This is a genomic window from Oceanicaulis sp. HTCC2633, assembly GCF_000152745.1.
In the GTDB taxonomy this organism is placed as follows: domain Bacteria; phylum Pseudomonadota; class Alphaproteobacteria; order Caulobacterales; family Maricaulaceae; genus Oceanicaulis.
The window spans coordinates 236,020-254,259 of sequence record NZ_CH672428.1 but is presented as its reverse complement, the minus strand read 5'-3'; the positions used below and the strand labels follow the sequence as shown (position 1 = coordinate 254,259).

The window sequence follows — 18,240 nt, the reverse complement described above, 5'->3', positions numbered from 1 at the left end:
AATGAGTCGCCGCCTTCGCAGGACGATTAGAACAAGATATGAACGTCGGATGCGATCAAAAAGAGGCGACACGTGTTACGTTTAGGCGTGGATCTCGGAGGCACGAAAATCGAGGCGGCCCTGGTTGAAGACAGCGGCGCGTGCGTCTTGCGTCGCCGCTCGCCCGTATCTCGCGACTATCTTGAAACACTGGACGCCATCGCGGACCTGGTGACGAAGGTCGAACGTGAAGCCGGTCTGTCACCCCCCTGCCTGTGGGCCTGTGCCATCCCGGATCGCTCAGCCCCAGAACCGGGCTGATGCGGCATTCCAATCTCATTGCATTGAACGGCCGTCCCCTTGATCAGGATCTCTCCCGGCGACTGAACCGCGCCGTACGCTGCGCCAATGACGCCAACTGCTTCGCCCTGTCTGAGGCGCGGGACGGTGCAGCCGCCGGCGCTCTGAGCATGTTCGGCGTCATTGCGGGAACCGGCGTGGGCGGCGGCCTCGTCCTGAACGGCAGGCTGGTGAGAGGGGCGGACGCAAGCGCTGGCGAATGGGGGCACATGGCCCTGCCCTATCTGACTGCTGAGGAGCGGGCGGCCGACCCGGCCTGTTATTGCGGAAGATCAGGATGCGTGGAGGCCTGGTGTTCCGGTCCCGCCTTGTCGCGTGACCATGAGCGCCAGACGGGGCGATCGTTGAGCGCGCCGGAAATCGCCGCCGCAGCGAAACTGGGCGACAAGGCCTGCCAGCTCAGTCTCGACCGCCATGCGGACCGATTCGCCCGCGCGCTGACCAGCGTGATCAAGATCGTGGATCCGGAGGTCATCGTGCTGGGCGGCGGCCTGTCGAACCTGGACGGATTTGCGGACACGCTCGCAAAACGTCTGCCGCACTGGCTCTCCGGCGATGATCTGGTCGCCCGAATCCGCACGCCCCTTCATGGCGACAGCTCGGGCGTGCGCGGCGCGGCCTGGCTATGGGATGACAACTGATGTCTTCCTCTCCCGCACATGCCGGCTACTGCCGCAGCTGTCTGGCGCCCGCTGCACCCGGTGCGAAATGCGCCCGATGCGGGCGCGGTCCGGTGCTGCATCACGCCGAACTCAACACGCTCGCGATCGCCCATATCGACTGCGACGCCTTTTTCGCCTCGGTCGAGAAACGCGACAATCCCGAGCTCGAGGACCAGCCGGTGATCATCGGCGGCGGCAAGCGCGGCGTGGTCTCCACCGCCTGCTATGTGGCGCGCCTTTATGGCGTGAAGTCAGCCATGCCCATGTTCAAGGCGCTCAAAGCCTGTCCCGATGCGGTCGTCGTGCGCCCGCGCATGGCGGTCTACGCCGCCGAGGGCAAACGCATCCGCGCCATGATGGAGGATGTGACCCCGCTTGTGGAGCCGCTCTCCATAGACGAGGCCTTTCTGGATCTGTCGGGCACGGAGAAGCTGCACGGGGCCCCGCCCGCCCTGACCTTGCTGCGCCTGCAACGCCGCATCCTCAACGAGGTCGGGGTTACCGTGTCTGTGGGCCTCAGCTTCAACAAGTTTCTCGCCAAGACCGCCTCTGATCTCGACAAGCCCAACGGGTTCTCTGTGATCGGCCGGGCGGACGCGCCAGCCTTCCTGGCGCAGATGAAGGTGGGGGATGTCTATGGCGTGGGCCCCGTGCTGGGCAAGAAACTCAATGCGGACGGGCTCTACACCCTGTCTGACGTGCTCAGGCGGTCTGAGGGCGATCTGGCGCGCAAGTACGGCGATTCCGGTCTGCGGCTCGCCCGGCTGGCGCGCGCTCAGGATGACCGCAAGGTCAGCCCCGAGCGCGAGCGCAAATCGGTCTCTGCCGAGACGACCTTCAATGATGATGTCTCAGACAAGTCTGTCCTCAAGGACCGGCTCTGGCCGCTTTGCGTGAAGGTTGCTGACCGGATGAAGGCCCAGGGCGTCGCCGGGCGCGTGGTGACGTTGAAGATCAAGACCGACAGGTTTCGCACGATCACACGACGGCGCACCCTCACCGATCCCGCACAGCTGGCGGACACGCTATATCGCATCAGCTGCGACATGCTCGACAAGGAGCCCGACGGCGTGCGCTACCGGCTGATCGGCGCGGGGTATTCGGTGCTCGAGCCCGCCATCGCGGATGCCGGCGATCTGCTCGATCCCAATGCGCTCAAACGCGCCGCCGCCGAACGCGCCATGGATGCGGCGCGCGCCAAGTTCGGCGAGGCGGCCATCATCAAGGGCCGGATGCTGAAGAAAGATCGCGACTAGCCGCTTCGCGCCAGACGGTGAGCGTCCTGGGACAGCCAGCGGAACACCTGCGGCCAGAACACATCAGCCATCTTGGACCGGAACAGCCCGTCATGACCCAGCGCGCCGCGACCGGCGTCTTCATGGCTGACCAGTTTCATTTCCGTCTGGGCGTTTTCATAACGCTCCAGCAACCAGCGCACAGACTGTGGATTGGCGATCGGGTCGTCATCCGGCGTCCAGGCGCGCACCGGCGCGGTGAATCCTTCATAGCGCGAGGTCAGGCCCAGCTCCGCGATGGCGTCCCGGAAGCACTCGGGATTGACCCCGAAATCCCGCCAGTCCGCCCAAACGCGCGGCGGCAGGGGTTCGCCGCGCCAGAACACGCCTTTGGGGATATGCCCGCGCAGCAGAAGATAGGCCGGGCCGAAAACCCGCCAGAACGCCCAGGCGAAGTATTTCAGCGGTGCGGACTGCTCGCCCCAATACCCCGAGGACGCCGACAGCAGCGCCAGTCGACGCACCGGCAGAGAAGGATCGATCAGCGCGGCGAACTGCCCGCCTATGGAATGGCCGACAATATCGAGCGGAAGGCCTGGAAAGGCCTGGCAGGCCGCCTCGGCGGCTGCGGGAATATCATAACGCGCCCAGTCGAGCATGCGCGCGGTCTCCCGACGCGGATGGCAGCGCGCGGATTCCCCCTGCCCCCGGTAATCGTAGATCAGTACGGCCCAGCCGTTCTCCGCCGCGGCTTCGGCGAATGGGAGATAGAAATCCTTGCGGTAACCGGTCGCCGGATTGATCACCATCACGGCGTTTGGCGCTTGCGGCACGAGAAAGACGCCGGACAGCAACTTGCCGTCGGCTGTCCGCAGTCGGACGGGTCTCTGCGATGTCATGCTCGCTGCATCGCGCGCCATCAGCTCACCTTATCGTTAAAAGGCACCATGCCGGGCGGGCCCACTGAATTCAACCCGCCGCCCTCATTGCCAGATCGTCTCTCAGGCGCCTAATTGAAGCGGTCCACTTCCAATCGGAGCTTGCCCCATGGCCGAAATTGAATCCCGCCTGAAAGAACTGGGCCTCACCCTGCCCGAAGCTGCGGCGCCCGTAGCCAATTACGTGCCGCACGTGCAAACCGGTCAGACCGTCCATATTTCCGGTCAGATCTCGATGGGCCCGACCGGTCTGGTGACCGGGCGTCTGGGCGACGGCCTGACGCTGGAAGACGGACAGGCCGCCGCGCGTCTGTGCGCGTTGAACCTGATCGCCCAGTTCAAATCCGCCTGTGACGGCAATCTCACCCGCGTGCTGCGTGTCGTGAAGCTGGGCGGATTCGTCAACGCCCATCCGGACTTTCATGACATACCCAAGGTGATCAACGGCGCATCCGACCTCATGGTCGAGGTGTTCGGCGACGCCGGTCGCCACGCCCGGTCCGCCGTCGGAGTAGCGGTTCTGCCGCTGAACGCAGCCGTGGAAGTGGATGCGGTGATCGAGATCGCGTGATCCCGCTCGAAGAACGGGTCCCGCCACCCTATATCGAGGCGCTGAGCAGGCTTCTGGACGGGTCATGACCGACATCTCCGTGCGCATGATCACCGCTATGGCGCAGATCGATCCCGCAGACTGGGATCGATGCGCCAATCCGGAGGATCAGCCCTATGACCCGTTCCTGAGCTGGGATTTCCTGGATGCCCTGGAAACCTCCGGCAGCGCCGTGGAGGAAACGGGCTGGGGCCCGCGCCATCTGATCGCCGAGGACGATGCCGGGCAGGTTCTCGGCGTGATGCCGCTCTATGTGAAAGGGCATTCGTATGGCGAATATGTCTTTGATCATGCCTGGGCGGATGCGCTGGAGCGCGCCGGCGGCGCCTATTACCCCAAGCTGCTGACCGCCATTCCCTTCACCCCCGCGACCGGCCGGCGTGTGCTGAGCCGCGATCCCGACATACGCAGCGCCTTGATCCAGGCTGGCCGGCACGCCGTGCGCGAGCTCGATCTGTCAAGCTGGCACGTACTCTTCCCCGACGCCCCCACCCAGGCCGACCTGACCGGCGCAGGTTTGCTGGCGCGGCAGGACATCCAGTTCATCTGGGAGGACGAGGACTATGGCGATTATGAAGGCTTCCTCGCCGCCCTCTCCTCAAGAAAGCGCAAGGCCTTAAGAAAGGAACGCAAGATCGCCCAGCAAGCGGTCACGATCGAACAGCTCACCGGCGACGCGCTGACCGAACACCATTGGGACGTGTTCTTCGCCTGTTATCAGGATACCGGCGCGCGCAAATGGGGCACGCCCTATCTCAACCGCGAGTTCTTTTCCCTGATCCATGAGCGCATGGCCGACAAGGTGCTGCTGGTGATGGCGAAGGAGGGCGAAACCCATATCGCCAGCGCCCTGAACTTCATCGGATCGGACACGCTCTATGGCCGGTACTGGGGTGCGCTTCGCTTCGCCGACCAGCTCCATTTCGAGCTTTGCTATCATCAGGCCATCGACTACGCCCTCGCCCACGGCCTCAAACGGGTCGAAGCGGGTGCACAGGGCGGACACAAGCTGGCGCGCGGCTATCGCCCGCAGCTCGTCTATTCCACCCATGATGTGGTCCATGAGGGCCTTCAGGGCGCGGTGGATCGCTATCTGCGGTCCGAGCGCCGGGCGGTGGAAACCGAGCGTCAGGCGTTAGACGCAGACAGCCCCTATCGCAAGGACGGTTAGGTCTTGGACCGCCCTCCGGTTCGCGCTACCACACCCCAAAGCCTTTGCAATCGGGAGACCCGCCATGAGCCTTCACGGGACCTATGACGACCAGAACATCTTCGCCAAGATCCTGCGCGGCGAAGCGCCCTGCGTAAAGGTCTATGAGGACGAGCATGTGCTGTCCTTCATGGACATCTTCCCGCAAAGCAAAGGGCATACCCTGGTCATCCCCAAGGAGGCTGCGCGCAATCTTCTCGAGATTTCTGATGCTGGCGCCGCCGAGGCGGTCAAGCGCGTCAAGAAGGTCGCCAAAGCCGTCGAAACCGCGCTCAAGCCTGATGGCGTCACCATCGCACAGTTCAACGGCGCGCCGGCCGGCCAGACCGTCTACCACATCCATTTCCACATCATTCCCCGCTGGGAAGGCCAGGACATCGCCGGCCATGGCAGCGCGGGCCAGGCGGATATGGATGAGCTCAACGCCCTGTGCGAAAAGATCAAGGCGGCGCTCTAGGCGCCGCTATTCACACCAGACCTCCGGCATGTCGAAGGGGCCGTGGACCGTCAGGGTCTCGCCCTGGGCGTCCCGCTCGATGATCTCGAAACGGGCGGCGTTCACAGGCAGAATGGCGTCAGCGTCCTCAAGCGGCCAGTCGTCCAGCCCTGCGCCGGAACGCGGGCCCAGTTCACCGGACGGGTCCGCCTCGGCATGGCCGCCACTGCTCCAGCGCGGATCAAAGGGATAGGTGCGCGCCATCTCCTCGCCCTGACAGTCATAGGCGATCCAGACCAGACGCGAGCGGGGATCACCCAGATCGTCCTCGACATAGAAGCGCCGACCGCCAAACGTTTCCACCAGCGCGGGTTCCTGTGTGAAATCCACCGCCACAACGCGCCCCGTCACAGGCGTATCGGGCGTGGGGGTCATCGTCAGCGTGAGGGCGAGAACGGACAGGATCATGGGCGGCTCCCTTCAAACAGCGGCTCAGTCATTTCTTTATGACAGACATGCACGCCAGACGCTTTGCCCACAAGGGGAAACGACCTAGCGTGTCCGCTTTCAAAGTCCTGAGACTGAGTCATGCCTGCTTCAACCTTCTCGATCGCCGCCAACGCCACCGCCGTGATGTTTCCGCGCACGTTCAAGGCGTCGGTGCAGCGTCAGTTCACACGCCCGCGCGTGAAGCAGCAGACCGATAACGGTCGCGACTGGCTGGAAAGCCTTGAGAAGGCGAGCTTTGAGGGACCGCAAGGCAAGCAGCGCGTCTATCGCGGCGGCAAAGGACCGCTCGTTTTCTTCCAGCATGGCTGGGAAGCCGATAGCGCGGATCTCTCCACGCTGGGTCAGGCCGTGATGGAGGCCGGGTTCTCGGTCGCGCTGATCGACGGCCCTGCCCATGGTCAGAGCGAAGGCCACAAGGCCTATATCCTGCTTTTCGCGGAAGGTCTGGGCGCAGCGGGGACGCAACTGGGCCAACCGCACGCCGTGATCGCTCATTCCATGGGCCTGCCCGCCACCGTTCTGGCCATGGCCCGGCACGGCTTGGCGCCGGGCCGCGTGGTGGGCCTGGGCGCGCCGGACGCCCTGCCCCGCAATATGGCGTTTCAAGGCGAAGCGATGGGATTATCACAGCGCGCCGTCGCCCTGATGCTCGAAGCAGTGAGCGAGAGCTTTGGCGAGCCCGCCGCCAATCTCGACATCACGCTGGATGCGCCCAATTTCACGGCGCCCGCTTTGATCCTGCACGGCGAGAACGACCAGATCGCCCCGCCCGTCTGCGCCGAGCGCATCGCCAGCGCCTGGCCCGACGCCGTATCAGAGGTGATTGAAGGCGTCGGCCATCGCGGCATTCTGCGGGACCCGCGTGTTGTCGAGCGAGTTCTGCCTTTTTTGACCGCAGGTCAGCAGGGCTAAGTCCGACTTATCTTAGTAGGTTCAACGCCCGTTCAAGCGCCAGGTCCTCACCGCTCGGCCCGCGCAGATCCGCGCTTTCAAGCGGGATGTCCGCTACATAGGCTTCGCGCGGCGTGCCGTTCACATGAAACAGCGCCTCGGTGGGCAATTTCACCGTCCAGCCGGTTTCGGGCAGTTCATAATCATAGATCGCGCCCAGAAGCCCCGCCATGGGCGCGCCGAGGGTGACGGCGTCCGCCACGGCGTCGAGACCTATGGTTAGACCTTCGCCCATCGAGCCGGTCCAGCGCCCGGAGATCACCACGACCGGCACACCGGCCAGGCTGTCGCCCCGCGGCAACACCTCTTCCACCCATTGCCGGGCGACGCCGGTGTCGCGTTCGATCTGCGGGAAGGCATGGCGTTGATAGGGTCGTGTCTCATCGATCAGACGCCCCATAAGGGCGCGGGCATAAAGGGTGTCGCCGCCGCTGGGCGTATCGCGCAGATCAATCACCAGCCCGTCCGGGCGTTCGCCGGACAGCGCTTCATCAATGGCGGCGATCAGGCCATCCTCGCCCAATGAATTGTTGAACCGCAGAACCCGGATGCCGTCATGCTCCGTCACGCTGATGAGCGGCCGATCGGGCGTCTCGACCTGATAAAGATTGGGCAGACTCAGGGCCTGTTCCTGACCGCTGGCGTCAAGAAAGACAAACGCTCGCGCCTGGTCCCGCGGTCCCGCCGCCAGAACCCGCGCGGCATAGCCTTTCGCGGCGTCGCTGTCATAAGGGCCGCCGCAAAGCTCGGATACGGCCTCGTCCATCGACTGCCCCGCCACCGCGACCAGACGCCAGCCCGGCATCACGCCCGCAGCCTGCGCCGGGGATCCGTCGCGCACATCGGTGATGACATAGGCGCCGTCACGATGCTCGACCCACAGATCGTTATAGCTCGGCGTCAGCCCGTAAGAGCTGCGCGAGGAAATGCCCAGAATGGCGTGATGGTCCTGAATGGCGTTGATGGCGCATTCGGCAAAGCGCAGCAGGCTCACAGAATCCGTGACCGCGTCGAGATCAACACCGTTCGCGCCCCGGGCCGGATTACGCCCGTCAAACCGCTCAAAATAGGCGTACTCTTCGTCGATCAGATCGAGCAAATATTCAGCGTCGGCGCGGTAATCGGGCGTTTGCGCTTGAGCGCTGACGCCGAAAACGAACGCGCCGCTGAGGATCAGCGGCGCGCAAGCATGAAGGTTTTTGATCACTTCACTGTTTCTTTTGTCTTTTTCGGTTTTCGCTTGGGCTTGGCGTCATTCAGGCGATCACCCGGAATGATCTCGAAATCGAGGCGTTCGGGGTCGGCGGCGTCCACATCCACCTTCACCACGCCGCCCTTCTTGAGCTGACCAAACAGGATCTCTTCCGCCAGAGGCTTCTTGATATGATCCTGAATGACCCGGCTCAGCGGACGGGCGCCAAACTTCTCGTCATAGCCGCGCTCGCCCAGCCAGCGGGTCGCCGCCTCGGTCAGCTCAAACGTCACGCCGCGATCGGCCAGTTGTGCTTCAAGCTGCAGGACGAATTTCTCGACCACCCGACCAATGACTTCGATCTTGAGGCCCGAGAACGGGATGATCGCGTCCAGACGGTTGCGGAATTCCGGCGTGAACAGACGCTCAATCGCCGCCTGATCCTCGCCGTCGCGCTTGCCACGTCCAAAGCCGATGGCTTCCTTGGCGGCGTCGGCGGCCCCGGCGTTGGAAGTCATGATCAGGATGACATTGCGGCAGTCCACCGACTTGCCGTTGGCGTCGGTTAGCTGACCATTATCCATCACCTGCAACAGGATGTTGAAGATGTCCGGGTGCGCTTTCTCGATTTCATCGAGCAGCAGCACCGAGTGCGGATGCTGGTCGATGGCGTCGGTCAGCTGGCCGCCCTGGTCATAGCCCACATAGCCCGGAGGCGCGCCCAGAAGACGGCTCACCGTGTGGCGCTCCATGTATTCGGACATGTCAAAGCGCAGCAGCTCGACGCCCAGCGTGTCCGCCAGCTGGCGGGCGACTTCGGTCTTGCCCACCCCGGTGGGGCCGGAGAACAGGTACGAGCCGATGGGTTTGTTCGGTTCACGCAGACCCGCACGCGCCAGCTTGATGGCGCTGGCGAGCTTCTCGATCGCATCGTCCTGACCGAAGACCACGCGCTTGAGCGAGTTTTCCAGATCCCGCAGCACCGCCTCGTCGGACTTGGAGACCGATTTCGGGGGGATGCGCGCGATCTTGGCGACCACCGCCTCGATCTCTTTCACGCCAATGGTCTTCTTGCGCTTGGACGCCGGAACCAGACGCATGGAGGCGCCGGCCTCGTCGATCACGTCGATGGCTTTATCGGGCAGTTTGCGATCGCCGATATAGCGATCCGACAGCTCCACAGCCGATTTCAGCGCATCCGCGGTGAAACGAATGTCGTGGAACTCCTCGAAATAGGGCTTGAGGCCATTGAGGATCTTGATCGCGTCCGGAACGGACGGCTCGGTCACGTCGATCTTCTGGAAGCGACGCGCCAGCGCACGGTCCTTCTCAAAATGCTGACGGTATTCCTTGTAGGTGGTCGAGCCCATGCAGCGCAGACCGCCCTGTTGCAGGGCCGGCTTGAGCAGGTTGGACGCATCCATCGCGCCGCCAGAGGTGGCGCCCGCGCCAATCACGGTGTGGATCTCGTCAATGAACAGCACCGCGTTCGGACGCGCTTCGAGCGCCTTGACGACCTGTTTCACGCGCTCTTCAAAGTCGCCGCGATAACGCGTACCCGCGAGAAGCGCGCCCATGTCGAGCGAGTAGATCGTCGCCTCGGCCAGGACTTCAGGCACTTCTTTCTCGACGATCTTGCGCGCCAGACCCTCGGCGATAGCGGTCTTGCCCACGCCCGGATCGCCCACCAGCAGCGGGTTGTTCTTGCGGCGGCGGCACAGCACCTGGATGCAGCGCTCCACCTCATGCTCGCGCCCGATCAGCGGATCGACGCCGCCTTCGCGGGCCTTCTCGTTGAGGTCGACGCAATAGGCCGACAGCGCGTCATCCTTCTCCTCGGCGCCCTCGCCCGGCTCGACCGCGTCTTCATCCGCGCCGCGGGGCGGACGGGAGTCAGATTCGCCCGGCTTCTTGGAGATGCCATGCGAGATGTAATTGACCGCGTCATAGCGGGTCATGTCCCGCTCGGCGAGGAAGTAGGCCGCATGGCTTTCGCGCTCGGCGAAGAGCGCGACCAGCACATTGGCGCCCGTCACTTCATCGCGACCGGAATTCTGCACGTGGATCACCGCGCGCTGGATGACGCGCTGGAAGCCGGCCGTGGGTTTGGCGTCCTCGCCATCATCCACCATGAGGCTCGCCAGTTCTTCGTCTACATACTCATTGAGCGTGTCACGAAGCTCGTCCACATCCACATCGCACGCGCGCATGACCGCAGACGCATCCACATCCTCGCACAGCGAGAGCAGGAGATGCTCCAGCGTGGCGTATTCGTGCTTGCGTTCAGTCGCGGCCGTCAGGGCGCGATGCAGGGAACGTTCGAGAGTGGGTGAGAAAGAGGGCAAGGCCTAATCCTTTTCCATCGTGCACTGTAACGGGTGCTGAGCGCGACGCGCAGCGTCCATGACCTGGGCCACCTTGGTCTCGGCGACCTCGTAGGTGAACACGCCGCACACCCCGACTCCATGCTGGTGCACATGAAGCATGATGCGAGTCGCGTCTTCTTGCCCCTTGTGAAAAATGCGAACCAGAACCTCGATGACGAACTCCATCGGCGTGTAGTCGTCATTGAGCAGCAAAACCTTGTACATCGACGGACGCTTGGTCCGTGCGCGCGGCTTGACTGTAACGCCGGTCTCCTGATCGGGCAGGTCTGGCTTCTTAGGCTCACTCATGGGCAGTCAGGCGTCTCATATAAGCTTGCCCCAGCTTGATCCGGTTTTTCGGCTGCGGCAATCGATCCTGTAATTAAATAAGCGCGGCGGGGTTACTGAGAACCCCCTCAACTGATCACAACGCAGCTTATTCGTGGAAAGCGCGCCAATCGGGTCAAAAAAAATGGTCCGACGTCGAACGCCGGACCAGTCAGGGAGGATACGGGGCCGGACCGCGCGTCGAGACGCGGTCCGGCGATCAGGTGCGCCTAGCGCTGGGACTGCATCAGTTCCAGAGCGGCGGAGAAGCGATCATTGATCGGCTTGAAGGTGTCCTTGACCAGATTGGACATCAGGTCGGAATTCTTGTTCATCTCGGCCATCATGGCGTCCAGGGACGACTTGGCGTAGTCGGACTGGATCTCGAGAACTTCCTGAACCGATTTGGCGCCAGCCATGGACTTGGCGGCGGCCACGCTGTCTTCCATGGACTTCTTGGCGAAGGCCAGGTTCGCAGCGTTCAGTTCCTCGATGGATTTCGCGGCCGTGGTGCTCGAGGCGATCACGGCGTCAACAGTGTCCTTGTGGAAGGCGCTGAAATCATTCACAGCCTTCATGGACTTCTCGAAGCCGTCCTTGATGGCTTCGTTCGACGCGGTGGTCATGGTCTCGATCGTGTCTTTCGCGGTGTTCTTGGCGGTGGTCATCGACGTGTCTCCAGAATATTTGCGCGGGGGCGAGGGTTTTCGGGTTTTGCTTTGGCCCGGCGTCTTTTTGGCGGTCCGCTTGGCCGGCGCCTTCGCGCTGGCCTTCACGGGACGAGCCGGTTGCTTCGCCGGCTCCGCAGCAGCCTCAGGGTTCGCTTCCGATTGAGACGCCGCCGATTTCGCCGCTTCAGCAGCGGTCGGCGCGGGCGTCTCAGACGCAGTTTCTTTCGGAGTCGCGTTCGCCATGATGGGCTCCATGCGCTGCCTGCTCGTTCGCAGGTGCAGCATATATGTACGCTCAGAGGCGACTCGTCAAGGCGTTTTTGTGCGGTGCACAATTTGTCGCGCCCTGTGAGCGCAGAAAATCCCGGCACGGTTAACGCTCGAGCAAGAGCTTGTGCCCCATCGTCCGGGGCATGTCTCGATACATCTTGGCCCTGCTGTGCGTTCTGAGCGTTTTCGCCCTCACCTCCCGCGCCGAGGCGAGCGAGCGATACGCCGCCTTTGTCGCGGACATGGAGACCGGCGAGGTCCTGCATTCGCGGCGGGCTGACGCCGAGCGCTATCCCGCCTCGCTGACCAAGATGATGACCCTCTACATGCTGTTCGAGGCGCTGGAGCGCGGAGAGGTCAGCCTGGATGACGCCATTACGGCCTCAGCGGAAGCAGCCAGCCGTCCGTCCTCGAAACTGGGCTTGCGTGCAGGACAGACGATCCGCGTCGAGGACGCGATCCGCGCCCTCATCATCCAGAGCGCCAATGACGTGGCGGTCGCGGTCGCCGAACACCTTCAGGACGACGAGGCGCGGTTCGCAGCCGTCATGACCCTGCGCGCCCGTGAGCTGGGCATGACCAACACCGTATTCCGGAACGCCTCCGGCCTGCCTGACGCGGCCCAGCACACCACGGCGCGGGACGTCGCCCGGCTCGCCTATGCCCTGCATGAGGACTTTCCCCAGTATTATCACTATTTCGGTGAGACCCGCTTCCGCTGGAATGGCGTCACCCATCGCAATCACAACTCTCTGGTCGGCAACCAGGCGGGCGTGGACGGTCTGAAGACCGGCTATATCCGCGCCTCGGGTTTCAACCTCGCCGCCAGCGCAGAGCGGGACGGTCATCGCATCATCGCCGTGGTGATGGGCGGGGTCTCCGCCTCGGTCCGTGACGCCCATGCCCGTGAACTGATCGAAGCCGCGTTCTCCGCACTCAACGCCCGTTCGGAAGGCCGGATGCTGGCGGCCATGAACACGCCGCGCCTGAACCCGGTGCGCGAACAGGAAATCCTCACCGCTGAGCTCACCACCCTGCCCGCCCAGACCGCCCAGGGCTCCGCCCCGGGCGCGCCTGCGGCTCAGGTGGAGCTGGCGGATCTGGACGCTGCGCCCCGTCCGCGGCCCTTCTCGCCTGTTGCAACGCCCGAAGGCTGGTCGGTCCAGGTGGGCGCCTTCACGTCCCAAGCCGCCGCCTCGGCGCGCCTTGAGAGCATCGCCATGATGGGCCTGCATTCGCTTCTGGGCGAGGCGCAAGCCCGCGTGGAGCCGCTGGAGCGTAATGGACGCCAGCTCTGGCGCGCCCGCTATGCCGGTCTGGACGGCGACCGCGCCCGCTCGATCTGCCAGCGCCTCGAAGCGAGCGGGGAATCCTGCTTCGCCGTGCCGCCTTCGGCCTAGTCATTCAAGAGAACGTCGCGCGCTTCCTGCACCTTGGCGGCCAGCGCATCGGATCCGCCCTGATCGGGATGGACCCGTTTCATCATGGTGCGGTGGGCCTTGCGGATCGTCTCTTCGTCCGCATCCGGGCCGACGCCCAGAATGGCGCGCGCCTCGGCTTCGCTCATCCCCGTTGAGGCGGGAGACGAGGATGACCCCCCGCCCGAGCGGCGGGACGGCTTGCGTCCCATGGCGACGCCCAGAAATCCGAGCGCTGCGCCAATCATGGGAATGCCGGCCACAGCGAGGCCGCGGATGGTGAGCAGGCCGCCCACCAGCAATCCGCCAACGCCCAGCACCCAACGCAAGAGGTTGGCCGCCTGTTTGGACGGCAGTTTCGCCATCAGGATGGCGATGACAACGCCGACCAGGATCAACAGGACGAAGAAGTAATAGATCATGATCGCGTTTCAGTCCGCCTCAGAACGGGAAGGGTTTCCCGCTCACGCCAGGCAGTTTGAGCACGATCATCAGTTCGCGCAATTCCTGACGGGCGGCCACATGGCTCATGGTGAAGGTCATGGACGAGCCCGCTTCGGTCAGATCAAGCAAGGTCAGCCCTGCGGGAAAGAGCTCGCGATAGATCACGCGCTCGGAAAAGCCCGGCGCCAGACGAAACCCGACGCGCTCGGAGAGCGCTTTCAAACCGCGACCAACGCGGCGCTTGTTGCGGGAATCGAGATTGGAGACCCGGTTGCGCATGACCAGCCAGTCAATGGACTTGCGGTCACGCATGGCCTTGCGCTTGCGGCACTCCCAGACCATTTCCGAATAGACGCTCGGGCGGCCGACTTCGAATGTGTCGCCATCGATCTCCGCCAGCAGCGCAAAATCGATGAAGCTGTCATTGATCGGCGTGATCAGCGTGTCGGCGCTCGCATGGGCGAGCCGGGCGTAATGGGTGTCGCCGCCGGGTGAATCCACGATGATGAAATCACAGCCGCGATGAAGCTGCCCCAGGGTTTCCTCCCAGGCCGCCCGCTCTTCCGCTTCCACTTCATCAAGCGAGCGTGACTGAGAGATCGGCAGGCGCCCCTGCACCGGCATGGGCAGGGTGACGCCGCGCGCATCCGCCCAGCGGCGCCGGTTCTCAAGATAGCGACTGAGGCTCGCCTGACGCAAATCCAGATCAATCACGCCCACCGTCTTGCCCATTCGCATCAGGGCCACCGCCAGGTGAATGGCGACGGTGGACTTGCCCGCGCCGCCCTTCTCGTTCCCGACCACGATGACGTGCGCGCCCTCTACGGCGCGCCCCGATGACCCAACGGCGTCAGCAGACACGTTGACGACTCCCCGATACCCAGATGCCGCGGCGCTAGCATGCTCCGCGCTCAATGGCAAAGTGATGTTGTGGACCTAACCGGGCAGAGCCGCACCGGTAAAGTGCGTGGTTTGGCACCACAGACCCGCTGCTTGCGCCTGTGCGCACAGGGCCTGCGCGTCGGCGCGCGTGTCGAACGGGCCAGCCTTCAGCCGCAGGAAGTCGCCCTGCTCGAGATGCACCAGCTCTGTGCGCGCCTGCATGGAAGACAGCGCGGGCAATTGTCCGCTCAGCTGCCGCCAGCCGATCTCGGCGTTGCTCATCAGCCGGTAGGAGGCCAGATGGGCGGCGTAAAGAAGGCTCTGCGCGTTATCGAGATCCGGAGCCGGCGCAAAATCCTCTGGTCCCGCGAGGGCCGCCGTCGGCGTCATAGGGGTTTGAGGCGCTTCGAGCAGCGCCGCCCGCAAGGCGCCCATCTCGGCGCTCGAGGCCTCGATCCGTTCAGGATGACGCTGGGCGGTGTCTTCAAGCAGGCGCGCGAGCTCCAGAGCCGGTTGCGCCCGACCTTCCACAGATGGAGAGCCCGTGCTGACACAGGCCGTCAGGCCCAGTGTCGCCAATGTGATGAAGACCAGTCGCATGCCTATCCCCAGAACCGAGTCGCGCGCTTGCGAGTCTGCCACGGCTAAGGCTAGCGTGCAGCCTGTAATTTCGCCCAGGAGGCCGCCGTGTCCAACGGTCCCGAACTCGCCCTGCCCGCCGCCTACAACATCGCTGATCTGCGCGAACAGGTCCGGCAATGGCGATCCGATGGCCTGCGCATCGGCTTCGTGCCGACCATGGGCGCGCTGCATGACGGCCATCTGGCGCTGGTCAAACAGGCGTTGGAAACCTCAGATCGCGTCATCGTCAGCATTTTCGTGAACCCGACCCAGTTCGCGCCGGGCGAGGATTTTGACTCCTATCCGCGCACGCTCGAGGCGGACGCCCAGAAGCTCGCCAGCATTGGCGCGCATCTGGTCTATTCGCCCGATGCGGGGGAGATGTATCCCGAAGGCTATGTCACCACCGTCAGCCTGACCGGACCCACACATGGGCTGGAAAGCATTTCTCGTCCTCACTTCTTCAACGGCGTCGCAACCGTCGTCTGCAAGCTGCTCAATCAGGTCCAGCCCGATCTCGCGGTCTTTGGCGAAAAGGATTACCAGCAGCTCATGGTGATCCGCCGCATGGTGCGCGACCTCAACCTGCCTGTGGAGATTGCAGGCGGGGAGACGGTGCGTGAAACCGACGGCCTCGCCCTCTCCTCCCGCAATGTCTATCTGAGCAAGACGGACCGCGAGCGCGCTGCGCGCCTCAATGTGATCTTGCAGGAATTCGCTGACGCGCTGAAAGACGGCGCCAATGTCGCCGACGCCCAGCATCAGGCTCAGCTCAAGGCCCAATCCGCGTTCGATGGCGTGGATTATGTGGTTGCGCGCGATGCAGCGTCGCTCGAGGCGCTGCCCTCCGGTCCGATCGAGGGTGACGCGCGGGTTCTGGCGGCGGTGCGCGTGGGCAAGACGCGTCTGATCGACAATCGCCCCGCCCCGAAGGCCTAGATCACCAGGCGCCCAGCTCGATCAGCTTGCGGCGCAGCTCGTCGGGCAGATCTTCCCCACCCGAATGCTCTGTGAGGTCCGCAGGCGCATCTTCCGCCTTCAGATAGCGCCAGCCCTGAAAGGCGCGCCGCGGCGACGGCGCGGTGCGAACAAGTTTGTTCTCAAGCCAGATATTGCACCGCTTGACGCCTTCGGGGTCGGTGAACTCTTCCAGGTCGAGCACTGGCTGCCGCACCTGGATGACGCGCTTGATCACCCAGTACAGCGAGCCGCCCGCAAGGATCTCGTCCTTGCGCTTGGGCGTCATGCGGGTGGTGTGGACCGTCGGCTGACCGTCATGACGGTCGAGCCAGCCTTGCAGCTGTTCAACCGAATCCACACCGACGCAGAGTTTGACCAGATTGAGCGCCATGGCGCGGAGTTAGTGCGACTCCGCCGCGTCAACAACCGCTCCGCCTGCAGAGGGCGTCGCCCACTGCACGTCGAGAATGTCCACGCTCATGCTCTCGTCGAATGACTGGAAGGCGGCTGACCCAGCAATGTTGAACCTCAGGCTCTCCAGTCGCGGCCCGTTCACCACTTCGTCAAAGACATAGCTCTGCACGAAACGGAAATCCTCGATGCGGGCAGCGAAGTTGGGCTTCACACTCTCGCGCAGGATCATCTGGAAGCCGGCCACATGACCGGTCTGGGCGTTCACGCTGACTTCGCCCGTCATGGCGTCCAGCATGCGTCGCGCGGCGCCATCGGGTTCATCCTCGTCATCGGGAAAGGCCTGGGGCGTGAAACCGTAGATGAGCAGACCGTCTTCCTCACGCAGGAGAGTGGCTTCGGATCCGATGATGCGGCGCAGGTCTTCAGGATCGAAATCCTCCCCCCCAAAGCCGTCCTCCTCGTCTTCCTCAGAGGCGTCCTCATCGGACAAGAACATCTCTTCCCACATCTCGCGTTCTGACTCGTTCAGACCCGCTTCAGACGGCGATAGCAGCGTGTAATGGCTCGCACCGTCCGCATCCTCCTGGATGCGCACCGTGATCTGGCCGTCATTATCGCCCACCATCACGTCCACACGTTGAGCGACCGGGTCATTGAGGCTGACCGACAACGCCCGCTCGAGCGGGTCGGGCAGCTGAGCGAGAGCGGCGGAGGAGCAAAGCGCGGCGCAAGCGCCCAGCGTCAGGGTGCGAAGCATGAAACAGCCCTTGTCATTATCAGGAGGCGGCAGTGTCGCCTTCCTAATGCGGCGAGACTAGGGCCGACATCAGACAAATTGTCCCTGATCAGGCGGTGGCGCGATCCGACAGGCCGTCCTTGTGCGCGAGATCCACATCGAATGTGGTTTCGCTTTTCGGCGCGGGCTCGGAAGGAGCGCCCATCACGCTCTGATATGCCTTGAACGCCCTGGACAGCCCCATCTTGGCGTAAGCCTGAACCCCACGGGTCGACGCCGTGCGCGGGGTCCAGCCGGCCTGACGCAGCACGCCATTGGCGTGATAGACGCCGTTCTGGAGCGTGGACTGGGGCGTCACCATCTCGACGGTGATCGACACGTTCAGACCCTCAAGGTTCTCAACCCGGTGCGGCGCGTGCAGCGGCCAGGAGACAAATGCGCCAGGGTCGAGATCAATCTGGGCCGCCTGTTCGTCCCAGGCGGGGTCAAACGGGACATCCTCGGTCTGGGTCTTGTGCAGGATCGCTTCCATGAATTGCGGATCCACGAAGGGCGCGCGCGGTGGATAGATGCGGAAGCGTTTCCGGCCCTTCACATGCAGCAGCAGGGTCTCAGAGACGTCAGAGTGGAAGAACACCTGCGCCCGGGGGCTGGAGATCAGGATGCCGCCATAGGCGCGCAGCGGACTGAATCCCGGATTGAGACGCTTGAGCTGACTGATCAGGGCTTCGAAGATCGGCTTGTAGACCGGATCGGTGTCCATCGCCTGGCGCAGATTGATCCACAGCTTGCCTTCGCGCACCGCCTCGATCAGCTCACGGCCTTTCAGGCCTCCGCCCTCGCCGGCTCGCTAGCTTTCCCGATCGGTCGGATCATCGCCCATGGTGCAAATGTCCGTCAGCCCTTTGGGGTGACGGTTCAGCAGCGCGGCGAGCGCCAGCTCGCTGAAGGCCGGATCCATGTGAAGACGGTGACGCGCGGTCACAACGCCCTGGCGGAAATCCTTCCGCTTGTCGTCATTCCAGTCGATCAGCACAGGGTCGGTCAT

At 63.7% G+C, this 18,240-nt stretch carries 22 protein-coding genes; 9 read left to right on the top strand and 13 right to left on the bottom strand.

Annotation, left to right across the window (positions count from 1 at the left end):
- Positions 1-72: 72 nt before the first annotated feature.
- From OA2633_RS16660 to OA2633_RS01320, 3 genes are read left to right on the top strand one after another with little or no spacing between them, the layout of a single operon-like run.
- Positions 73-300 carry an ROK family protein gene (locus OA2633_RS16660; protein ID WP_206740483.1) on the top strand — a complete coding sequence of 76 codons (228 nt, stop codon included), beginning with the start codon at positions 73-75 and terminating at the stop codon, positions 298-300.
- On the top strand, positions 300-980 hold the full coding sequence (locus OA2633_RS01325; RefSeq protein WP_009800668.1) for an ROK family protein: 681 nt from the start codon (positions 300-302) through the stop codon (positions 978-980). The genes OA2633_RS16660 and OA2633_RS01325 overlap by 1 nt, the downstream gene beginning before the upstream one ends.
- On the top strand, positions 980-2,257 hold the full coding sequence (locus OA2633_RS01320; protein WP_083783159.1) for a DNA polymerase IV: 1,278 nt from the start codon (positions 980-982) through the stop codon (positions 2,255-2,257). The genes OA2633_RS01325 and OA2633_RS01320 overlap by 1 nt, the downstream gene beginning before the upstream one ends.
- On the opposite strand, the gene OA2633_RS01315 is transcribed toward OA2633_RS01320, so the two are convergent.
- Positions 2,254-3,135, bottom strand: a complete 882-nt coding sequence (locus OA2633_RS01315; protein WP_241760679.1) for an alpha/beta fold hydrolase — start codon at positions 3,133-3,135, stop codon at positions 2,254-2,256. The two genes, OA2633_RS01320 and OA2633_RS01315, sit on opposite strands and share 4 nt — an antisense overlap.
- 148 nt (positions 3,136-3,283) lie before the next feature.
- Here OA2633_RS01315 and OA2633_RS01310 point away from each other — a divergent pair, with 148 nt between their 5' ends.
- From OA2633_RS01310 to OA2633_RS01300, 3 genes are all read left to right on the top strand, one after another.
- Positions 3,284-3,745, top strand: a complete 462-nt coding sequence (locus OA2633_RS01310) for a RidA family protein (RefSeq protein WP_009800665.1) — start codon at positions 3,284-3,286, stop codon at positions 3,743-3,745.
- Positions 3,746-3,809: 64 nt separating this feature from the next.
- Entirely contained in the window at positions 3,810-4,955 is a 1,146-nt protein-coding gene (locus tag OA2633_RS01305; RefSeq protein WP_009800664.1) for a GNAT family N-acetyltransferase, read from the top strand.
- Between the two features lie 64 nt (positions 4,956-5,019).
- A complete protein-coding gene (locus tag OA2633_RS01300) occupies positions 5,020-5,451 on the top strand; it encodes an HIT family protein (RefSeq protein ID WP_009800663.1) in 432 nt (143 codons plus the stop codon).
- A gap of 6 nt (positions 5,452-5,457) precedes the next feature.
- Here OA2633_RS01300 and OA2633_RS01295 read toward each other — a convergent pair whose 3' ends face one another.
- On the bottom strand, positions 5,458-5,898 hold the full coding sequence (locus OA2633_RS01295) for a hypothetical protein (RefSeq protein ID WP_009800662.1): 441 nt from the start codon (positions 5,896-5,898) through the stop codon (positions 5,458-5,460).
- 120 nt (positions 5,899-6,018) lie between these two features.
- Here OA2633_RS01295 and OA2633_RS01290 point away from each other — a divergent pair, with 120 nt between their 5' ends.
- Entirely contained in the window at positions 6,019-6,852 is an 834-nt protein-coding gene (locus tag OA2633_RS01290) for an alpha/beta fold hydrolase (protein ID WP_009800661.1), read from the top strand.
- Between the two features lie 7 nt (positions 6,853-6,859).
- Here the strand turns inward: OA2633_RS01290 and OA2633_RS01285 are convergent, their stop codons facing one another.
- The 4 genes from OA2633_RS01285 to OA2633_RS01270 form a co-directional block, all read right to left on the bottom strand.
- Positions 6,860-8,098, bottom strand: a complete 1,239-nt coding sequence (locus OA2633_RS01285) for a S41 family peptidase (RefSeq protein WP_009800660.1) — start codon at positions 8,096-8,098, stop codon at positions 6,860-6,862.
- Positions 8,095-10,428 (bottom strand): ATP-dependent Clp protease ATP-binding subunit ClpA, encoded by a 2,334-nt coding sequence (gene clpA, locus OA2633_RS01280; RefSeq protein WP_009800659.1) that lies wholly within the window; start codon positions 10,426-10,428, stop codon positions 8,095-8,097. The genes OA2633_RS01285 and clpA overlap by 4 nt, the downstream gene beginning before the upstream one ends.
- 3 nt (positions 10,429-10,431) lie before the next feature.
- Positions 10,432-10,758, bottom strand: a complete 327-nt coding sequence (gene clpS, locus OA2633_RS01275; protein WP_009800658.1) for an ATP-dependent Clp protease adapter ClpS — start codon at positions 10,756-10,758, stop codon at positions 10,432-10,434.
- 248 nt (positions 10,759-11,006) lie between these two features.
- A complete protein-coding gene (locus OA2633_RS01270; protein ID WP_040612875.1) occupies positions 11,007-11,444 on the bottom strand; it encodes a phasin family protein in 438 nt (145 codons plus the stop codon).
- A gap of 416 nt (positions 11,445-11,860) precedes the next feature.
- On the opposite strand from OA2633_RS01270, the gene OA2633_RS01265 reads away from it, so the two are divergent.
- Positions 11,861-13,117: a D-alanyl-D-alanine carboxypeptidase gene (locus OA2633_RS01265; RefSeq protein WP_009800656.1), complete on the top strand. Its 1,257-nt coding sequence runs from the start codon at positions 11,861-11,863 to the stop codon at positions 13,115-13,117.
- Here OA2633_RS01265 and OA2633_RS01260 read toward each other — a convergent pair.
- From OA2633_RS01260 to OA2633_RS01250, 3 genes are all read right to left on the bottom strand, one after another.
- Complete coding sequence (locus tag OA2633_RS01260) at positions 13,114-13,557, bottom strand: DnaJ domain-containing protein (RefSeq protein WP_009800655.1); 444 nt, start codon at positions 13,555-13,557, stop codon at positions 13,114-13,116. The genes OA2633_RS01265 and OA2633_RS01260 overlap by 4 nt on opposite strands.
- A 19-nt stretch (positions 13,558-13,576) precedes the next feature.
- Entirely contained in the window at positions 13,577-14,440 is an 864-nt protein-coding gene (locus OA2633_RS01255; protein WP_050752837.1) for a division plane positioning ATPase MipZ, read from the bottom strand.
- A gap of 75 nt (positions 14,441-14,515) precedes the next feature.
- The gene (locus OA2633_RS01250; protein ID WP_009800653.1) at positions 14,516-15,061 is read right to left on the bottom strand and encodes an SPOR domain-containing protein; all 546 of its coding nucleotides are present in this window, start codon (positions 15,059-15,061) and stop codon (positions 14,516-14,518) included.
- 87 nt (positions 15,062-15,148) lie between these two features.
- On the opposite strand from OA2633_RS01250, the gene panC reads away from it, so the two are divergent.
- Entirely contained in the window at positions 15,149-16,021 is an 873-nt protein-coding gene (gene panC / locus OA2633_RS01245; protein WP_009800652.1) for a pantoate--beta-alanine ligase, read from the top strand.
- Between the two features lies 1 nt (position 16,022).
- Here the strand turns inward: panC and OA2633_RS01240 are convergent, their stop codons facing one another.
- From OA2633_RS01240 to OA2633_RS16435, 4 genes are all read right to left on the bottom strand, one after another.
- Positions 16,023-16,433 (bottom strand): DUF1489 family protein, encoded by a 411-nt coding sequence (locus OA2633_RS01240; RefSeq protein WP_009800651.1) that lies wholly within the window; start codon positions 16,431-16,433, stop codon positions 16,023-16,025.
- Between the two features lie 9 nt (positions 16,434-16,442).
- Complete coding sequence (locus OA2633_RS01235; RefSeq protein WP_009800650.1) at positions 16,443-17,213, bottom strand: hypothetical protein; 771 nt, start codon at positions 17,211-17,213, stop codon at positions 16,443-16,445.
- Positions 17,214-17,301: 88 nt separating this feature from the next.
- Positions 17,302-17,994: a cupin-like domain-containing protein gene (locus OA2633_RS01230; RefSeq protein ID WP_009800649.1), complete on the bottom strand. Its 693-nt coding sequence runs from the start codon at positions 17,992-17,994 to the stop codon at positions 17,302-17,304.
- 48 nt (positions 17,995-18,042) lie between these two features.
- On the bottom strand, positions 18,043-18,240 hold the full coding sequence (locus OA2633_RS16435; protein WP_009800648.1) for a hypothetical protein: 198 nt from the start codon (positions 18,238-18,240) through the stop codon (positions 18,043-18,045).